At 53.3% G+C, this 15,537-nt stretch carries 11 protein-coding genes, 1 tRNA gene and 2 rRNA genes (1 of these 14 cut by a window edge); 10 read left to right on the top strand and 4 right to left on the bottom strand.

The annotated features are described in order from the left end of the window. The 3 genes from OSB_RS14615 to OSB_RS14605 form a co-directional block, all read left to right on the top strand. Positions 1-1,888: ribosomal RNA gene (locus OSB_RS14615) — 23S ribosomal RNA — on the top strand; it begins 946 nt to the left of the window's first position. Positions 1,889-2,008: 120 nt separating this feature from the next. Further along, positions 2,009-2,123, top strand: a 5S ribosomal RNA gene (rrf, locus tag OSB_RS14610). A 66-nt stretch (positions 2,124-2,189) separates the two neighbouring features. Next, positions 2,190-2,266, top strand: a tRNA-Met gene (locus OSB_RS14605). Between the two features lie 643 nt (positions 2,267-2,909). Here OSB_RS14605 and OSB_RS14595 read toward each other — a convergent pair. The 3 genes from OSB_RS14595 to OSB_RS14585 are packed head-to-tail and all read right to left on the bottom strand — an operon-like array spanning position 2,910 to position 5,924. Further along, positions 2,910-3,920 carry an ABC transporter substrate-binding protein gene (locus OSB_RS14595; RefSeq protein WP_049835683.1) on the bottom strand — a complete coding sequence of 337 codons (1,011 nt, stop codon included), beginning with the start codon at positions 3,918-3,920 and terminating at the stop codon, positions 2,910-2,912. After that, complete coding sequence (locus tag OSB_RS14590) at positions 3,899-5,266, bottom strand: sensor histidine kinase (RefSeq protein ID WP_049835682.1); 1,368 nt, start codon at positions 5,264-5,266, stop codon at positions 3,899-3,901. The genes OSB_RS14595 and OSB_RS14590 overlap by 22 nt, the downstream gene beginning before the upstream one ends. Then, the gene (locus OSB_RS14585; protein WP_049835681.1) at positions 5,256-5,924 is read right to left on the bottom strand and encodes a response regulator transcription factor; all 669 of its coding nucleotides are present in this window, start codon (positions 5,922-5,924) and stop codon (positions 5,256-5,258) included. The genes OSB_RS14590 and OSB_RS14585 overlap by 11 nt, the downstream gene beginning before the upstream one ends. Positions 5,925-6,027: 103 nt before the next feature. Between OSB_RS14585 and OSB_RS14580 the strand changes: the two genes are divergently transcribed. The 3 genes from OSB_RS14580 (at position 6,028) to OSB_RS14570 (ending at position 9,057) form a co-directional block, all read left to right on the top strand. After that, the gene (locus tag OSB_RS14580; protein ID WP_049835680.1) at positions 6,028-7,014 is read left to right on the top strand and encodes a Bug family tripartite tricarboxylate transporter substrate binding protein; all 987 of its coding nucleotides are present in this window, start codon (positions 6,028-6,030) and stop codon (positions 7,012-7,014) included. 71 nt (positions 7,015-7,085) lie between these two features. Further along, entirely contained in the window at positions 7,086-7,568 is a 483-nt protein-coding gene (locus tag OSB_RS14575; protein ID WP_049835679.1) for a tripartite tricarboxylate transporter TctB family protein, read from the top strand. Between the two features lie 4 nt (positions 7,569-7,572). Further along, positions 7,573-9,057, top strand: a complete 1,485-nt coding sequence (locus OSB_RS14570) for a tripartite tricarboxylate transporter permease (RefSeq protein WP_049835678.1) — start codon at positions 7,573-7,575, stop codon at positions 9,055-9,057. Between the two features lie 101 nt (positions 9,058-9,158). Here the strand turns inward: OSB_RS14570 and purU are convergent, their stop codons facing one another. Continuing rightward, entirely contained in the window at positions 9,159-10,043 is an 885-nt protein-coding gene (gene purU / locus OSB_RS14565; RefSeq protein WP_049835677.1) for a formyltetrahydrofolate deformylase, read from the bottom strand. 477 nt (positions 10,044-10,520) lie between these two features. On the opposite strand from purU, the gene OSB_RS14560 reads away from it, so the two are divergent. The 4 genes from OSB_RS14560 to OSB_RS14545 all read left to right on the top strand — a co-directional run bounded on the left by OSB_RS14560 (position 10,521) and on the right by OSB_RS14545 (position 15,533). Next, complete coding sequence (locus OSB_RS14560) at positions 10,521-11,636, top strand: MHYT domain-containing protein (protein ID WP_049836196.1); 1,116 nt, start codon at positions 10,521-10,523, stop codon at positions 11,634-11,636. Positions 11,637-11,748: 112 nt separating this feature from the next. Continuing rightward, on the top strand, positions 11,749-12,603 hold the full coding sequence (locus OSB_RS14555; protein WP_049835676.1) for an FAD binding domain-containing protein: 855 nt from the start codon (positions 11,749-11,751) through the stop codon (positions 12,601-12,603). Between the two features lie 12 nt (positions 12,604-12,615). Then, positions 12,616-13,110, top strand: coding sequence for a (2Fe-2S)-binding protein (locus OSB_RS14550; RefSeq protein ID WP_049835675.1), 495 nt, complete (start codon positions 12,616-12,618; stop codon positions 13,108-13,110). Next, positions 13,107-15,533, top strand: coding sequence for an aerobic carbon-monoxide dehydrogenase large subunit (locus OSB_RS14545; RefSeq protein WP_049835674.1), 2,427 nt, complete (start codon positions 13,107-13,109; stop codon positions 15,531-15,533). Before OSB_RS14550 ends, OSB_RS14545 begins: the two co-directional genes overlap by 4 nt. The last annotated feature ends 4 nt before the right edge of the window (positions 15,534-15,537 follow it).

Genomic DNA, 15,537 nt, shown 5'->3' with positions numbered 1-15,537 from the left:
CCGGGAGTACTAGATGGCAGACACACTGCGGATGCTAACGTCCGTAGTGGAGAGGGAAACAACCCTAACCTACAGCTAAGGCCCCTAATTCATGGCTAAGTGGGAAAGCAGGTGGGACGACCAAAACAACCAGGAAGTTGGCTTAGAAGCAGCCATCTTTTAAAGATAGCGTAACAGCTCACTGGTCTAAATAAGTTGTCCTGCGGCGAAGATGTAACGGGGCTCAAGCCATGAGCCGAAGCTTAGGATGCACATAGTGCATGGTAGCAGAGCGTAGTGTGAAATAATTCCATGCGTCCTTAACTTCCTTCGGGAAGTATTGGACGCAAGGAATTTTCGATGAAGCCGGCCTGTGAGGGATCCGGTGGAGAGATCACTAGTGAGAATGATGACATGAGTAGCGACAAACAGGGTGAGAGACCCTGTCGCCGAAAGTCCAAGGGTTCCTGCTTAAAGCTAATCTGAGCAGGGTAAGCCGACCCCTAAGGCGAGGCCGAAAGGCGTAGTCGATGGGAACCTGGTTAATATTCCAGGGCCAGATGGTAGTGACGGATCTCGAGGGTAGTTCTTCCTTATTGGATTGAAAGGGCTGCTTAGAGGTTCCAGGAAATAGCTCCATCATTAGATCGTACCCTAAACCGACACAGGTGGACTGGTAGAGAATACCAAGGCGCTTGAGAGAACGATGTTGAAGGAACTCGGCAAAATACCTCCGTAAGTTCGCGAGAAGGAGGCCCAGTTTCTACGCAAGTATTGACTGGGGGCACAAACCAGGGGGTGGCGACTGTTTACTAAAAACACAGGGCTCTGCGAAGTCGCAAGACGACGTATAGGGTCTGACGCCTGCCCGGTGCCTGAAGGTTAAAAGGAGGAGTGCAAGCTCCGAATTGAAGCCCAGGTAAACGGCGGCCGTAACTATAACGGTCCTAAGGTAGCGAAATTCCTTGTCGGGTAAGTTCCGACCTGCACGAATGGCGTAACGACTTCCCCGCTGTCTCCAACATCGACTCAGCGAAATTGAATTACCTGTCAAGATGCAGGTTTCCCGCGGTTAGACGGAAAGACCCCGTGCACCTTTACTACAGCTTCGCATTGGTATTAGACACAACATGTGCAGAATAGGTGGTAGGCTTTGAAGCAGTAACGCTAGTTATTGTGGAGCCTCCTTTGAGATACCACCCTTGTTTTGTTTGATATCTAACCGCGGTCCGTTATCCGGATCCGGGACCCTGCGTGGTGGGTAGTTTGACTGGGGCGGTCGCCTCCTAAATAGTAACGGAGGCGCGCGAAGGTTGGCTCAGACCGGTCGGAAATCGGTCGTTGAGTGCAATGGCAGAAGCCAGCCTGACTGCGAGTCTGACAAGACGAGCAGAGACGAAAGTCGGTCATAGTGATCCGGTGGTCCCGAGTGGAAGGGCCATCGCTCAACGGATAAAAGGTACGCCGGGGATAACAGGCTGATACTGCCCAAGAGTCCATATCGACGGCAGTGTTTGGCACCTCGATGTCGGCTCATCTCATCCTGGGGCTGGAGCAGGTCCCAAGGGTATGGCTGTTCGCCATTTAAAGAGGTACGTGAGCTGGGTTTAGAACGTCGTGAGACAGTTCGGTCCCTATCTTCCGTGGGTGTAGGATATTTGAGAGGAGTTGCCCCTAGTACGAGAGGACCGGGGTGAACGTTCCACTGGTGGACCAGTTGTCGTGCCAACGGCAGTGCTGGGTAGCTATGAACGGACAGGATAACCGCTGAAGGCATCTAAGCGGGAAGCCCCCCTCAAAACAAGATATCCCTGAGGACCGAGGTAGACTACCTCGTCGATAGGCCAGAGATGTAAGTGCAGCAATGCATTCAGTTGACTGGTACTAATGGTCCGATAGGCTTGATTTGATCCAGTAGAAGCAAGGCATGCCTTGTCATACAGATTGATGAAAGTCACACATTACACACACAACAGTTCAGCGTACGCTGACTTGGACAACACTTGATTGTATCGAATTCCTTTTTTGGTTTGGTGGTCATAGCACGAGTGAAACACCTGGCTCCATTCCGAACCCAGCCGTTAAGCACCGTTGCGCTGATGGTACTGCGTCTTAAGACGTGGGAGAGTAAGTCACTGCCAAACCTAATAAGGAATTCGATCTATTGAGTGTTTGTATCTCTCTTCGATGACAAAATTACGATTAGGTAGCGCGGGATGGAGCAGCCCGGTAGCTCGTCAGGCTCATAACCTGAAGGTCGTAGGTTCAAATCCTACTCCCGCAACCATTGAAACCGACACCCACCCGTAAAACGGTGGGTTTTGTCGTTTCTAGGGCCTCTAGATCCAAGGTCGCAAAAATTTCCCCATTTAGTTCAATTATATAGCCCCCATCTGCGTTCTCGTCAGGGTGTAGTTTTACTTCCGAAATCAAACCTCTTAGACGCTCCGAGGCTTCAAGGCGTTCCGTGCTATCGTTCAGCCTCGCAGTCAGAGCAAAGATTCTACTCAGCTACACGTTTGCGAGGGCCAGGTGCAGAAGAATGAGCTCTTGCGCGGGCAAGAGTCTAGCTTTGTCGTGAACTCGATTTACGGGTCTCGAGCTCGTCCTTCTTGGACTTCATCGACGCGTGAAACATCCCCACGGTGATGGCCTCGACGATCTACTGGGTCGTGGTCTTGAGCTCTGTCTCTCAGGTGCAGCGTTCCGATGTGGTCTCGTTGTGCAGGCAGTGCCAATCGCGTTGATACTCTGCCGTAAACTCGGCGATGAGGTCTGGGTGTAAGAGATTGTGCTTCAGGCCCTTTAAGATGCGGGCTTCGAAGCGCTCGCGTTTGATCAATTTGCGGTTGCCGCAGGTGCCTTTGTTGCGGGCTGGCGCGCAGCCATATGCACATCGTGTATGATCTTCATGTTTCAACGCTTGCTCGTTACTCATCCTGCACGATCGCGTCTTCCCATTCGCGGATAAAATCATCGCGCTTCATTTGATCCAGGTAAGTCATCAATGCGGGATTAAGCGCGATGGTTGTTTGGCCATCATTTGCTTCGGAAAGTGAAAGGGAAGGAAGTGGGAAGTCTGATGGGTCCCCTGCAGCCTGTAACGTTAGAAGATGACGGATGAAGTCTTCGGCGACTTGTGGATTTTCAGCCGTACGTGATGCCAAAACGGTGCGCATCATTGTGGTTGGAAATTCAGACGGCAAAATGACCAATAGCTCGTTAGAGGTTTCCGCACGCACCTGCGCATAACTTCCTAAAACGTTGTAAGCCATGAACAGATCGCCTGCGATTAGGTCGTCGATCATTTGACCTGAGCAGCAGTAGAGGCGCGCATTGATGCGGCCCATGACCTCGGTAAGGCGCCAGAATGTTTCGGATGCGCGGGCGTCTTGGGTCGCAAACAAATAACCCAATCCCGACTGGCGGACGTCATAGGTGCCGACACGTCCTCGAAAGTGGTCGGGATGATTTCGCATCAACTGGATTAGGTCTTGGCGGGTGTTGGGAATGGGCAGATCGCCCAAGGCACCGCGGTTTACAACAATCGCTGCCGGTTCGGACGTGAATGCAAACAGGCTGTCGTGCCACTGCGCCCACTCGGGGTGGCTGACATCCTGCAGACGGGCAGCATAACCGTCGTTGGCGAGTTTCAGTTGCAGGTCCATCGCACTAGAGATGACGACGTCGAAGTCGTTCGGTGTTTCACGAAAAATTTTATTCAAATCAGCCGTTCCAGTGACGAGGTATTCGACGGAGGCGGATGGATTGGACGCAATGAAGTCTTCAATGATGGGTGTGAAGAACGAGGCGTCGGTGCTGGAAAGGATGCGTAGTGGCGCACCCGTGTTTCCGGCACCGAAAACCTGCCGATCTTCCCAGTTCTGGGCAATAGCGACCAGTGGCGCTAGGCACAGGGCTAGAAGTGCAAGGTAACGCATGCGCCGCCCTCCGATCTGTTCTGTAAGGACATTGTTCCGCCATGTGCGGTTGTGACTTCTTTAGCGATTGTTAGGCCGAGACCCGACCCCACTTTATTACCTGTATCTTTGCCACGTACGAACCGCCCTGACAGGGTTGTGATTTCATCTGTAGCGAAGCCTGAACCACCATCCATAACACTGACGCTAATTTCTGGTGTGGCAGACACATTGATTACGACTGCTGTTTCAGCAGGTGCATATTTAAGCGCGTTGTCGATCAGGTTACGCAGGGCGTTTTGCAACAAGATGGCATCCCCAGACAGAACTACAGGGCCATCAGCGTTCAGGGTAATGGTGATGTCTTTCATGTCAGCGACTGGTGTCATGCGTTGAACCAGTTCACGCAGAAGCTCAACAAGATCGACGTCTTCGGTTTCGAGGTTCTCGGCACGAAACGTTACCATCGCATGGTCCAGCAATTGGCCAGCGGCACGGCTGCTTTCGTCGATCGCACGGACCATGGATTGCAGGGCTGCCCGGTTTTCGGAGTGTTCAACCCGCTGAAGCGTTGCTTCGGCGTGCGAGCGAACAGTCGCGAGCGGCGTTCGAATCCTGTGGGCGGCTTCAGCGATAAAGTCTTCGGATTGAGTTAGCGTATGGTTCAGGCGAGACATGAAAGTATTGAGCGATCCTACCAGCGGCCCCATTTCGCTGGGGACTTCTTTGGTTACGGGACTTAGGTCTTGGGGGCCACGACGCGTAACTGATCGCGTGAGCCTGTGCAGCTGGCCACTGGTCGCGGATGCGGCCCAAAGTGCGAGAGCGGAAGACAGAACGAAAAAGCCCAACCCAATCAACGCGACATTGCGTGAGATGATATTCAACGTATCTGACAAGGCGTCTTGAGTTTGTGCGATGGAAACTGAAACTGTGCGTGGACCGTCCGAACCAATCAAAATACGGGCGCCGGTCGCAATGCGAATGGGATCACCGTTATACGTGGAGTTGGTGAATTGGTTATGGTCATGCGACGTGGTGTCGGGCGTCCGAAGGTCGCCGTAACCGGATAACAAACTGTCATTTTCGTAAATTGCGTAGAAAACGCGGTCATCGGCGCTGGTGCCCAGCATGGACAGAGATGAATAGGGGAAGTCCAATGTCACACGCCCATCACGGATAATGGCGGTGTCCAAGATGGAGGACATAGACGCATTGAGAATGTTGTCTTGGCCTTGTTGGGCGACCTGTGTTGCAAGTGCGCGAACGACGACAAACAGTATCGCGGCTAACACAGCAGCGCCGCCCGTCAGGATCAATGCCAAACGGTTTCGTAACGATCCAGAGACGTTCACATCATCCGTCATCATCCAGCCTATACCCTAATCCACGCAGGGTTTTGATTTGAACACGCGACCCCTCGAGATGTTTGCGTAGGCGACCAATATACACCTCAATCGCGTTCTCAGATACGTCATCGTCGTATGAGAACAGCCGATCAACCAGCTTCTGTTTCGAGAACACCTGCCCCTTGGACGTAATCAGAAGTTCCAGCAGTCGCAGTTCGCGATTGCGAAGGTTGATGCTTTGCCCTTTGACGCTGAGGTGGCCTGCGAGGGTGTCAAATTCAACGTCGCCCACCGTCAGAACGGACTGCGCAGAACCCGATTTTCGACGCAATACGGCACGGCACCTAGCCTGTAATTCGGAATGGTCGAAGGGCTTTGTGACGTAATCGTCGGCCCCTAAATCCAACATACTGATTCGATCAGACACCTGACTACGGGCTGTCAGAACGATGATTGGGGTGTCGTTTTGGGCCGCACGTTGCTGTTTTAGGAAGCTGCGACCATCCCCGTCGGGCAGCATAATATCGAGCAGGATTAGGTCGTAATCACCCGTCGATGCAAAGGCGGTCGCGTCGGCGATTTTCGCAGCGTGATCAACAATATGACCGTCGAGGCGGATGCGCGATGAAATCGCGTTTGCTAGGTCCATGTTGTCCTCGACAAGAAGGTATTTCATTGGTGTTAGCTATCCGAATTTGAACGTGACAGGTCCGTGTCAGGTTGTTGTGGTTTGGTATCCGCAGGGGCCGTGGGAGACGGCTACCAAATGGGAGAAGAACATGACAACGATGAAAATGGGCCGTCGCGCCCTGATTGCAACTGCGGTTGCTACCTTGGGTCTTGGCAATGCAGCCTTCGCTGATGGCCACCAAGTCCTGGATGATATCCACTTCATTATTCCTGGCGGCGCTGGTGGCGGCTGGGACGGCACAGCCCGCGGAACCGGTGAAGCCTTGACCGAAGCTGGCATCGTCGGCACGGCAACATATGAAAACATGTCTGGTGGCGGCGGTGGCGTTGCGATTGGCTACATGATCGAAAATGCAGACAGCAACCACGGCACATTGATGGTCAACTCGACCCCAATCGTGATCCGCTCGCTTACAGGCGTTTTCCCGCATAACTTCCGTGACCTAACATTGGTTTCAGGAACGATCGGTGACTATGCTGCAATCGTTGTACCTGCGGGTAGTGACGTGACCAACATGGAAGAGTTCTTGGCCATGTTCGACGCAGACCCAGCTGGCACACCAATTGGTGGCGGTTCGGTTCCAGGTGGCATGGACCACCTTGTTGCTGCGATGGTTATGGAAGCATCCGGCCGTGACGCATTGGGTGTGAACTACATCCCATACGACGCTGGTGGTACCGCGATGGCGGCTTTGCTGTCTGGTGAAATCAAAGCACTTTCCACTGGTTTCTCTGAAGCGGTCGATCTGGCCAATCAGGGTGAAGTTCAAATTATCGGTGTGACATCAGACGCTCGCGTTGACGCGGCACCAGAAGCCATGACCATGATGGAGCAGGGCATCGATACAACCTTCGTCAACTGGCGCGGTTTCTTTGCGGTTCCTGGCCTGCCGGAAGAGCAGCTGACGGCGTACCAAGACGCGATTGCTGCGATGTATGACACCGAAGAGTGGGAAGCAGTGCGCGCCCGCAACGGTTGGGTCAACATCCACAACTCAGGTGATGATTTCCAAACGTTCCTCGAAGAGCAGGAAACAGTCATTGGTGATCTGATGACAAAATTGGGCTTCCTCTAAGCGAGGCACCTTTTGGCAGAGCGGCGCGTCCGCTCTGCCTCACTTCTTTTCTGAAAATTGGGGGTAGGCTGATGGCCTTAGATCGTTGGATCGCACTTGTCCTGTTGGGCATCTGCATCGTTTATGGGTACACCGCGTGGTTCACGATGGACGGTAGCCTTGCGCCTTTCATGCGTCGAAATCCGATCTGGCCTAGCACATTCCCGAAAGTACTTTCGATCATTGGCATCGTTGCCTCGCTCGTCATTTTGCTCGGGCTTGAGAAGGGCGAGGAGAAGATCGGCGATATCGATCACCGTCGTTTGGGCGACTACTTCATCGGGCAGGCCTTGTTCCTGTTAGGGCTGATGGTTGTTTACGCCCTATGTCTGCGCCCAATGGGATTTGTGTTCTCTACCTCGGCCTTTCTTATTGTTGGTTCGTTCATTCTAGGCGAACGAAAATGGCACGTTATGGTGCCTGTTGCGCTGATTGCGACGGGTGCAGTTTGGTATCTGGTTCAAGAGGTGCTCGGCATCTTCCTGCGCCCACTGCCGTTCTTCATGGGGGTGTAGAGCAATGTTAGAAGGTATTCTGATTGGCCTGCAAACGGCCCTATCCTTGCAGAACCTATTGGTCGTCATTGGCGGTTGTTTGATCGGGACATTCATTGGCATGTTGCCGGGCCTTGGCCCGATGTCGATCATTGCGATCATGATCCCAGTCGCGATTTCTATGGGTGATCCATCAGCTGCGCTGATCCTGTTGGCGGGTGTGTATTACGGTGCGATTTTTGGTGGGTCGACGTCGTCAATCCTTTTGAACGCACCGGGTGTGGCAGGAACAGTGGCTTCATCGTTTGATGGCTACCCGATGTCCCAACAAGGTAAAGCCGGTAAAGCCTTGACCATCGCGGCCATTGCAAGCTTTGCGGGTGGCACGATCGGTGCGATTCTGTTGATGATTTTTGCGCCAATGTTGTCGTCCGTGGCGTTGCTATTCCATTCGGCAGAGTATTTCGCGCTGATGGTCGTAGGACTGTCTGCGATTGCGGCCTTTGCCGGCCCGGGTCAGGTGACCAAGGCGGTTATGATGACTGTGCTTGGCTTGATCATGGCCACAGTGGGCGAGGGCGCATTGTTCAACATGCCACGCTTCACCGCAGGCATTATGGATCTTCAGTCCGGCTTTGGGTTTATTACCTTGGCAATGGCGATGTTTGCCCTTCCAGAAGCAGTTTTCCTTGTCCTGAAACCAAAAAACCTTGGGGACGATGGCGGCGAGATTAAGGATCTGCGCATTACACGCGCCGAAGCACGCGCCATCGCGCCCGTTATCGGACGCCAATCTTTACAAGGGTTCTTCATTGGGGTTTTGCCAGGTGCAGGTGCTACGATTGCGTCCTTCTTGGGCTATGCGGTCGAGCGCAACATCGCGCCAAAGGCCGAACAAGAAGAATTTGGTAAAGGGTCTATCAAAGGGTTGGCCGCGCCAGAAACAGCCAACAACGCTGCTTGTACGGGTTCGTTTGTTCCGCTGCTGACGTTGGGTATCCCCGGGTCAGGAACCACAGCGATCCTGCTTGGCGCGTTGATTGCATTGAATGTTACACCAGGGCCGCGCCTTATGGTCGATGAGCCACAAATTTTCTGGGCCGTCATCATGTCTATGTTCATCGGCAACCTTGTTTTGTTGATCCTGAACCTGCCGCTCATTCCGTACATTGCAAAGCTGTTGGCAATTCCACGGAACTACCTGATCCCGTTCATCTTGTTCTTTACTTTGATGGGCGCCTACATCGGGCAAAACAACGCAACCGAATTGCTGATCTTGGTTGGCTTCGGGGTTTGCGGAATTGCGTTGAAATTTGCAAACTTCCCGCTGCCTCCCTTGTTGATCGGGTTCATCTTGGGCGGAATGATGGAAGACAACTTCTCTAGGTCGATGCAGTTGTACGGTGGCGTTTCGTTTATTCTTGAGCGGCCAATGACACTGGGACTACTGGTAATCGCCGCTGGCCTGATCGTCTTGCCAATCCTGACGGCGCGAAGAACCAAGTCGTGAACGATAGGACACACACTTGAACAAACGCGGAAAGGTTGAGCTGATTTCCCGAAAATCCTTGTAGAAAGGAACGCCCGCGATCGTATCCGCGGGCGTCTTCGTTAACCCATTCGCTCGGATGCGAAGGAGCCAGGTGATGCGGGGAATACCACTGTTTTGCTGCCGTTGATGAATACACGGCGATGAATGTGGGCGTGGATTGCACGTGCAAGGACCGAGCTTTCGACATCGCGGCCCAACGACACGTAGTCATTTGGCGATTGCGCATGGGTCACGCGCACGATGTCTTGCTCAATGATTGGACCTTCGTCCAGATCAGCCGTCACATAATGCGACGTTGCTCCGATGAGTTTAACACCACGCTCATAGGCCTGCTTATATGGGTTCGCGCCCTTGAAACTTGGCAAGAAGGAGTGGTGGATGTTGATGATTTTGCCGGACATTTTCTGACACATCTCGTCAGATAGAATCTGCATGTATCGAGCTAGAACAATCAGATCGGCGCCCGCGTCATCAACCACAGACATAATCCGTGTTTCGGCCTCTGGCTTGTTCTCTTTTGTGACTTTGATGCAGTGAAACGGGATGTCGTTGTTCACGACGACCTTTTGATAATCCATGTGGTTAGAAATTACCGCGACGATATCAATCGGCAATGCACCAATGCGCCAGCGGTAGAGCAGGTCATTCAAGCAATGGCCGAAACGGGAGACCATGATGACGACCTTCATCTTTTCGGCCTCATCGTGGAATTGATACGCCATGTCAAAAGGCGCGGCGGAATCTGCGAACTTTGCGGACAAAGAAGCAAGGTCACCGTCAGAGGCCGTTTCAAAGCTGATGCGCATAAAGAAATTTCCCGTTTCCTTATCGTCGAACTGTGCGCTGTCGGTAATATTGCAGTCATTGTCTGCTAGATAATTGGCGATCGCAGCGACAATGCCGCGCTTCGATTGGCAGGTAACGGTGAGGGCGTATTGGCTCATTGTGGATGTCCTGTTCGGGTGGAAACGAAGTGCGTTGTTGCGTGAACATTGGCTTCAACCGTTCCTGATTGGGGGCGGTTTGGCTGGCGGGATGGAAGATTGCGTTGCTTAGTTTTGCAGATAGACCTCGGGACTTGTCATCAAGCGCATGTTTCCATTCTTTGAAGGCTTTGCAAGCGCCTTTCACGTCAAAGGAAAGATACTCGGTTTCCGAGATCAATTCTTTAATGAAATTGCCCTGATACAAGCTTGCGCAAAATCGCTTTCCCTACATCCTGTACAGTACCGAGGACGGCCACAAATACCCGCTCATATGCTTACGAATGGCCAATTCACATCGCAACAGATGCCAGCGCTCAGTCATTCACAAAGCTGATACCCCTTTGGATTGCTAAGAAATGGCTTGCCTGAAACGGTCGGTGTTGCGTTGGGAAAGCGTCGTTTGCAATGCGCACATTTTTTGGTCAGGTTAGCACAATGGAATTTCTTGAAGTCGACCATGACACGTTCTTGATTGTGATGGCCTGTGTCGTAGCGATGGCGGCTGGCTTTACCGGTCTGTCGATGACGCGTGACCTTTCGACCAAGCCGGTGTTTCACAAGAAGGCGCTTATCGCGCTTGCTTCTGTTGCCCTTGGCGGTGGAATCTGGGCAATGCATTTTGTGGCGATGCTGGGAATGCAGCTACCGATACTGTTTTATTATGATGCTGCAATCACGCTGGTCTCTGCTTTGACGGCAATACTGATCGTTGGGGCGGCGCTCATTATTTTGCACTTTGCCGAACGAACGCGGGCCACAATTGCACTGGCAGGTGGGATCGTGGGCGTCGGTGTTTTGGTTATGCATTACATCGGGATGGCGGGCTTAGAGCTGTGCCGAGCGATCTATTCGCCCCTAGGCGTGGCCGTGTCGTCCATTGTTGCCATAGGGCTTTGCATTTTGGCCTTCTGGGTCGCCTATGGCAAACGCACAAATCGGAACATTGCCCTTGGGACGTTGTGTTTCGCTGTCGCGGTTTGCTCGGTCCACTTCTTGGCGATGGCGGGTACCAACCTTGTGGCAGTTCCCAGCGGTGCGGAATTTGGCCCGTCCATGAGTAATGAGACCCTCGCGTTGGGTGTCATCTTCTTTAGCTTCGTGATCTTCGGGGCGTGTTTGTGGGTCAGTGTAACCTATTTTATCGCGCCAACGGGCACTCTGGGCGACGACATGGCAGACGGGCAAAACCAGTCCCCGCAGTTGCAATTTCCCTGTGAGAGGGACGGAGGAAAGGTTTACCTGACGCAAGGCGATGTCGTGTTTGTCCGTGCAGATGGTCACTACACCCAAGTCTATACCAAAGATGAAAGGTTGTTTTGCGCGTGGCCGATTGCCGAGGCGACAAAACGGCTATTGCCTGCCGGATTTCTACAAACCCACCGCAGTTATCTTGTGAACCCGGTCCACGTATCGCGGTTCGAGCGGACAAAGGACAAAGGGCGCTGTGTCTTTGCAGGGGCCGATTTGCCCCCTGCGCCTGTCAGTCGCTCTAAGCTCAAGGACGTCCAAGACGCGCTTGCGTCGCAGGTTGGTGCAATTCGTGCGAGCTGACGCGCATTTCGTGCAAAATAACCGTTTTTCATTGATTTCCTAAAGCCGCCGCATACCAGCGCATGCAGTAATCCCCCCTAGCCAGAACAAACGCTTTTAGGGAGGAGAGCCGATGATTCCAGCGGCATTTGAATACTATCGACCCAAGGATATGGCAGGTGTCTTGTCGATCCTTGTCGAGCACGGGGATGATGCCCGTGTCATGGCGGGGGGGCATAGCCTTATCCCGATGATGAAACTCCGCATGGCGGATGTTCCTCATCTTATCGATCTTCAGGACATTCCTGATCTGTCTAACATCACAGTGACAAGCGACAGTATTCGCATCGGTGCGATGGTGACGCAGGCGGACTTGATCGACGATGCAGAACTCTCCGCCGCAGCGCCAATCTTGCGAGAGGCAGCGCTGCAGATTGCTGATCCACAGGTGCGCTACATGGGCACGATCGGTGGCAACGTGGCCAACGGTGACCCAGGTAACGACATGCCGGGCCTGATGCAGTGCCTTGATGCGACGTTTCATTTAATTGGACCTGATGGCGAACGAGACGTCGCCGCTCGTGATTTTTACGAGGCGGCCTATATGACCGACCGCGAGGACGACGAAGTCTTGGTTGGCGTGACCTTTCCAACACCGTCGGGTGGGTATGCTTACGAAAAGCAGAAACGCAAGATTGGAGATTATGCGACAGCCGCTGCTGCCGTTCAAATCGTCAAAGACGGCGACACATGCACATTTGCGTCCGTGGCCATGACCAACCTCAGCGATACGCCGATCTATTCCGCTGATGCGGTTGACGCGTTGGTCGGCTCAAAGATCGATGATGCAGCCATCAAGGCAGCGATTGCCGCCATGTTGGAAGACATCGATCCATCAGAGGACAACCGCGGCCCAGTCGCATTCAAAAACCATGTGGCCGGCGTGATTTTACGCCGCACCATCGAACGCGCTTGGTCGCGGGCATAAGGGAGGGATCACATGTCTAATAAGAAACACGTCAAACTAAACGTGAACGGCAAGGACGAAGAATTCCTCGCTGAACCACGCGAATTGCTGATCTACACGTTGCGCGAACGCTTGGACATCACGGGCCCACACATTGGGTGCGAGACATCCCATTGCGGGGCATGCACAGTCACCATCGATGGCAAGTCCGTGAAATCCTGCACCATGTACACGGTTCAAGCCGAAGGTAAGGACGTCACGACCATCGAAGGTATCGGTGGTCCAGATGATCTACACCCGCTGCAGACGGCGTTCAAAGAACACCACGGCTTGCAGTGCGGTTATTGCACTCCGGGTATGATCACACGTGCCACAAAACTTCTGGAAGAAAACCCCACTCCGACCGAGGAAGAAATCCGGTTTGGTATGGCGGGCAATATTTGCCGCTGCACGGGCTACCAGAACATCGTGAAATCCATTCAGGCTGCGGCCACTGAAATGAATGCAGCCAAGGAGGCCGCAGAATGAAGGACGAAATTAGTCGCGAGGAACGCGTCGAAAACCTTAAGGGTATGGGGTGTTCACGCAAACGGGTTGAAGACGCCCGTTTCACACAAGGCAAAGGCAATTACGTTGATGACGTAAAGCTGGATGGAATGCTGTTTGGCGATTTCGTACGCTCGCCCTATGCACACGCCAACATCAAAAGCATCGACACCGAAGCGGCGCTAAAAGTGCCAGGTGTTGTGGCTGTTCTGACAGCCGCTGACCTGGAGCCGCTTGGCTTGCATTGGATGCCGACATTGGCCGGCGACAAGCAGATGGTTCTGGCAGACGGCAAGGTTTTATACCAAGGCCAAGAAGTTGCCTATGTTGTGGCCGAAGATCGCTATGCCGCGGCTGACGGTATTGAAGCCGTAGAGGTTGAGTACGAAGAGCTCCAAGTCATTGTTGACCCTTTCGAGTCGCTGAAATCCGATGTGATTTTGCGTCCTGATACCGTTGATGAAAACGGTAAGGCGGTTGACGGCGCCCACGGGCCTCGTGATCATCCCAATCACATCTTCACGTGGGAAGCCGGTGACAAGGACCCAACCGAAGAAGTTATCGCCAACGCAGACGTCGTTGCCGAAGAGGAAATGTATTACCACCGTACGCACCCTTGCCCACTGGAAACATGTGGCTGTGTTGCGTCGATGGATAAGGTCAACGGCAAGCTGACGCTTTGGGGTACATTCCAAGCGCCGCACGCCATTCGTACAATCGTTTCCCTGATTTCCGGCATTGAAGAACACAACATTCGTGTGATTTCGCCAGACATCGGCGGTGGGTTCGGCAACAAGGTTGGCGCCTATCCTGGGTATGTCTGTTCCGTCGTCGCATCCATCGTGACAGGTAAGCCTGTTAAGTGGATCGAAGACCGCATGGACAATCTGATGACCACCGCCTTCGCGCGTGATTATTGGATGAAGGGTAAGATTTCGGCGACACCTGAGGGTAAAATTACAGGTCTGCACTGTCATGTGACAGCCGACCACGGTGGCTTTGACGCCTGTGCTGACCCGACCAAGTTCCCTGCAGGGTTCATGAACATCTGCACGGGGTCTTACGACATCCCCACCGCCTATCTGGCCGTGGACGGTGTTTACACAAACAAAGCACCGGGCGGCGTATCCTACCGTTGTTCTTTCCGCGTGACCGAGGCTGTGTATTTCATCGAACGCATGATCGAGGTTCTGGCGATTAAGCTGAACATGGATTCAGCCGAGCTGCGCCGGATCAACTTTATCAAGAAAGAACAGTTCCCGTATAAAGCTGCCCTTGGATGGGAATACGACTCCGGTGATTACCACACCGCGTGGGACAAGGCGCTAAAGGCTGTCGATTATGACGGTCTGCGCGCTGAACAGGCCCAACGCGTTGAGGATTTCAAAGCCGGAAAAACCCGTAAACTGATGGGTGTTGGCCTGTCGTTCTTCACCGAAATCGTTGGTGCCGGTCCGGTTAAGAACTGTGATATCCTAGGGATGGGCATGTTCGATAGCTGTGAAATTCGCATTCACCCGACGGGGTCTGCGATTGCACGGTTGGGTACGATTTCCCAAGGTCAGGGTCACGCAACAACATTCGCGCAAATTTTGGCGACCGAGATCGGCCTGTCAGCGGACAGCATCACCATCGAAGAAGGTGATACGGATACTGCACCATATGGTTTGGGCACCTACGGGTCCCGTTCCACACCGGTTGCGGGGGCTGCTGCGGCGATGGTTGGACGTAAAATTCGTGCCAAGGCACAAATGATTGCGGCCTACTTGCTGGAAGTTCACGACGATGACGTCGAATTTGACGTTGATCGGTTTGTGGTCAAAGGCGCGCCAGAGCGGTTCAAGACGATGAAGGAAATTGCTTTCGCGTCCTACAATCAGGCGATCCCAGGTTTAGAGCCAGGTCTGGAAGCGGTCAGCTATTACGATCCACCGAACATGACCTATCCGTTCGGGGCCTACGTTTGTGTCATGGACATCGATGTTGATACGGGCGTCACCGAAATCCGCCGTTTCTATGCGCTGGATGACTGTGGCACACGGATCAACCCGATGGTGATCGAAGGCCAAATCCACGGTGGTTTGACCGAAGCACTTGCCGTCGCATTGGGCCAGGAAATTGCCTATGATGACATGGGCAACTGTAAGACAGCTACGTTGATGGATTTCTTCCTGCCAACTGCGTGGGAAGTGCCAAACTACGAAACGGACTACACTGTCACTCCATCCCCGCACCACCCGATCGGTGCAAAGGGTGTGGGTGAAAGCCCCCACGTGGGCGGCGTGCCGTGTTTCTCCAACGCTGTACAGGATGCGTTCCGCGCCTTTGGCAATACGCACACCAATATGCCGCATGATCATTGGCGGATTTGGAAGACAGCGAACGAGCTGGGCTTGCACGATTAATCCA

Origin of the sequence: Octadecabacter temperatus (assembly GCF_001187845.1) — a bacterium.
GTDB classification, from domain to species: Bacteria; Pseudomonadota; Alphaproteobacteria; order Rhodobacterales; family Rhodobacteraceae; genus Octadecabacter; species Octadecabacter temperatus.
The sequence above is the reverse complement of the archived record's forward strand: the minus strand, read 5'-3'. Positions and strand labels throughout refer to the sequence as shown.

Excerpts from the sequence above, each read along its gene's own strand:
- OSB_RS14595 (WP_049835683.1), bottom strand. The coding sequence starts at position 3,920 with ATGCGTTACCTTGCACTTCTAGCCCTGTGCCTAGCGCCACTGGTCGCT.
- OSB_RS14590 (WP_049835682.1), bottom strand. The coding sequence starts at position 5,266 with ATGACGGATGATGTGAACGTCTCTGGATCGTTACGAAACCGTTTGGCA.
- OSB_RS14585 (WP_049835681.1), bottom strand. The coding sequence starts at position 5,924 with ATGAAATACCTTCTTGTCGAGGACAACATGGACCTAGCAAACGCGATT.
- OSB_RS14580 (WP_049835680.1), top strand. The coding sequence starts at position 6,028 with ATGACAACGATGAAAATGGGCCGTCGCGCCCTGATTGCAACTGCGGTT.
- OSB_RS14575 (WP_049835679.1), top strand. The coding sequence starts at position 7,086 with ATGGCCTTAGATCGTTGGATCGCACTTGTCCTGTTGGGCATCTGCATC.
- OSB_RS14570 (WP_049835678.1), top strand. The coding sequence starts at position 7,573 with ATGTTAGAAGGTATTCTGATTGGCCTGCAAACGGCCCTATCCTTGCAG.
- purU (WP_049835677.1), bottom strand. The coding sequence starts at position 10,043 with ATGAGCCAATACGCCCTCACCGTTACCTGCCAATCGAAGCGCGGCATT.
- OSB_RS14560 (WP_049836196.1), top strand. The coding sequence starts at position 10,521 with ATGGAATTTCTTGAAGTCGACCATGACACGTTCTTGATTGTGATGGCC.
- OSB_RS14555 (WP_049835676.1), top strand. The coding sequence starts at position 11,749 with ATGATTCCAGCGGCATTTGAATACTATCGACCCAAGGATATGGCAGGT.
- OSB_RS14550 (WP_049835675.1), top strand. The coding sequence starts at position 12,616 with ATGTCTAATAAGAAACACGTCAAACTAAACGTGAACGGCAAGGACGAA.
- OSB_RS14545 (WP_049835674.1), top strand. The coding sequence starts at position 13,107 with ATGAAGGACGAAATTAGTCGCGAGGAACGCGTCGAAAACCTTAAGGGT.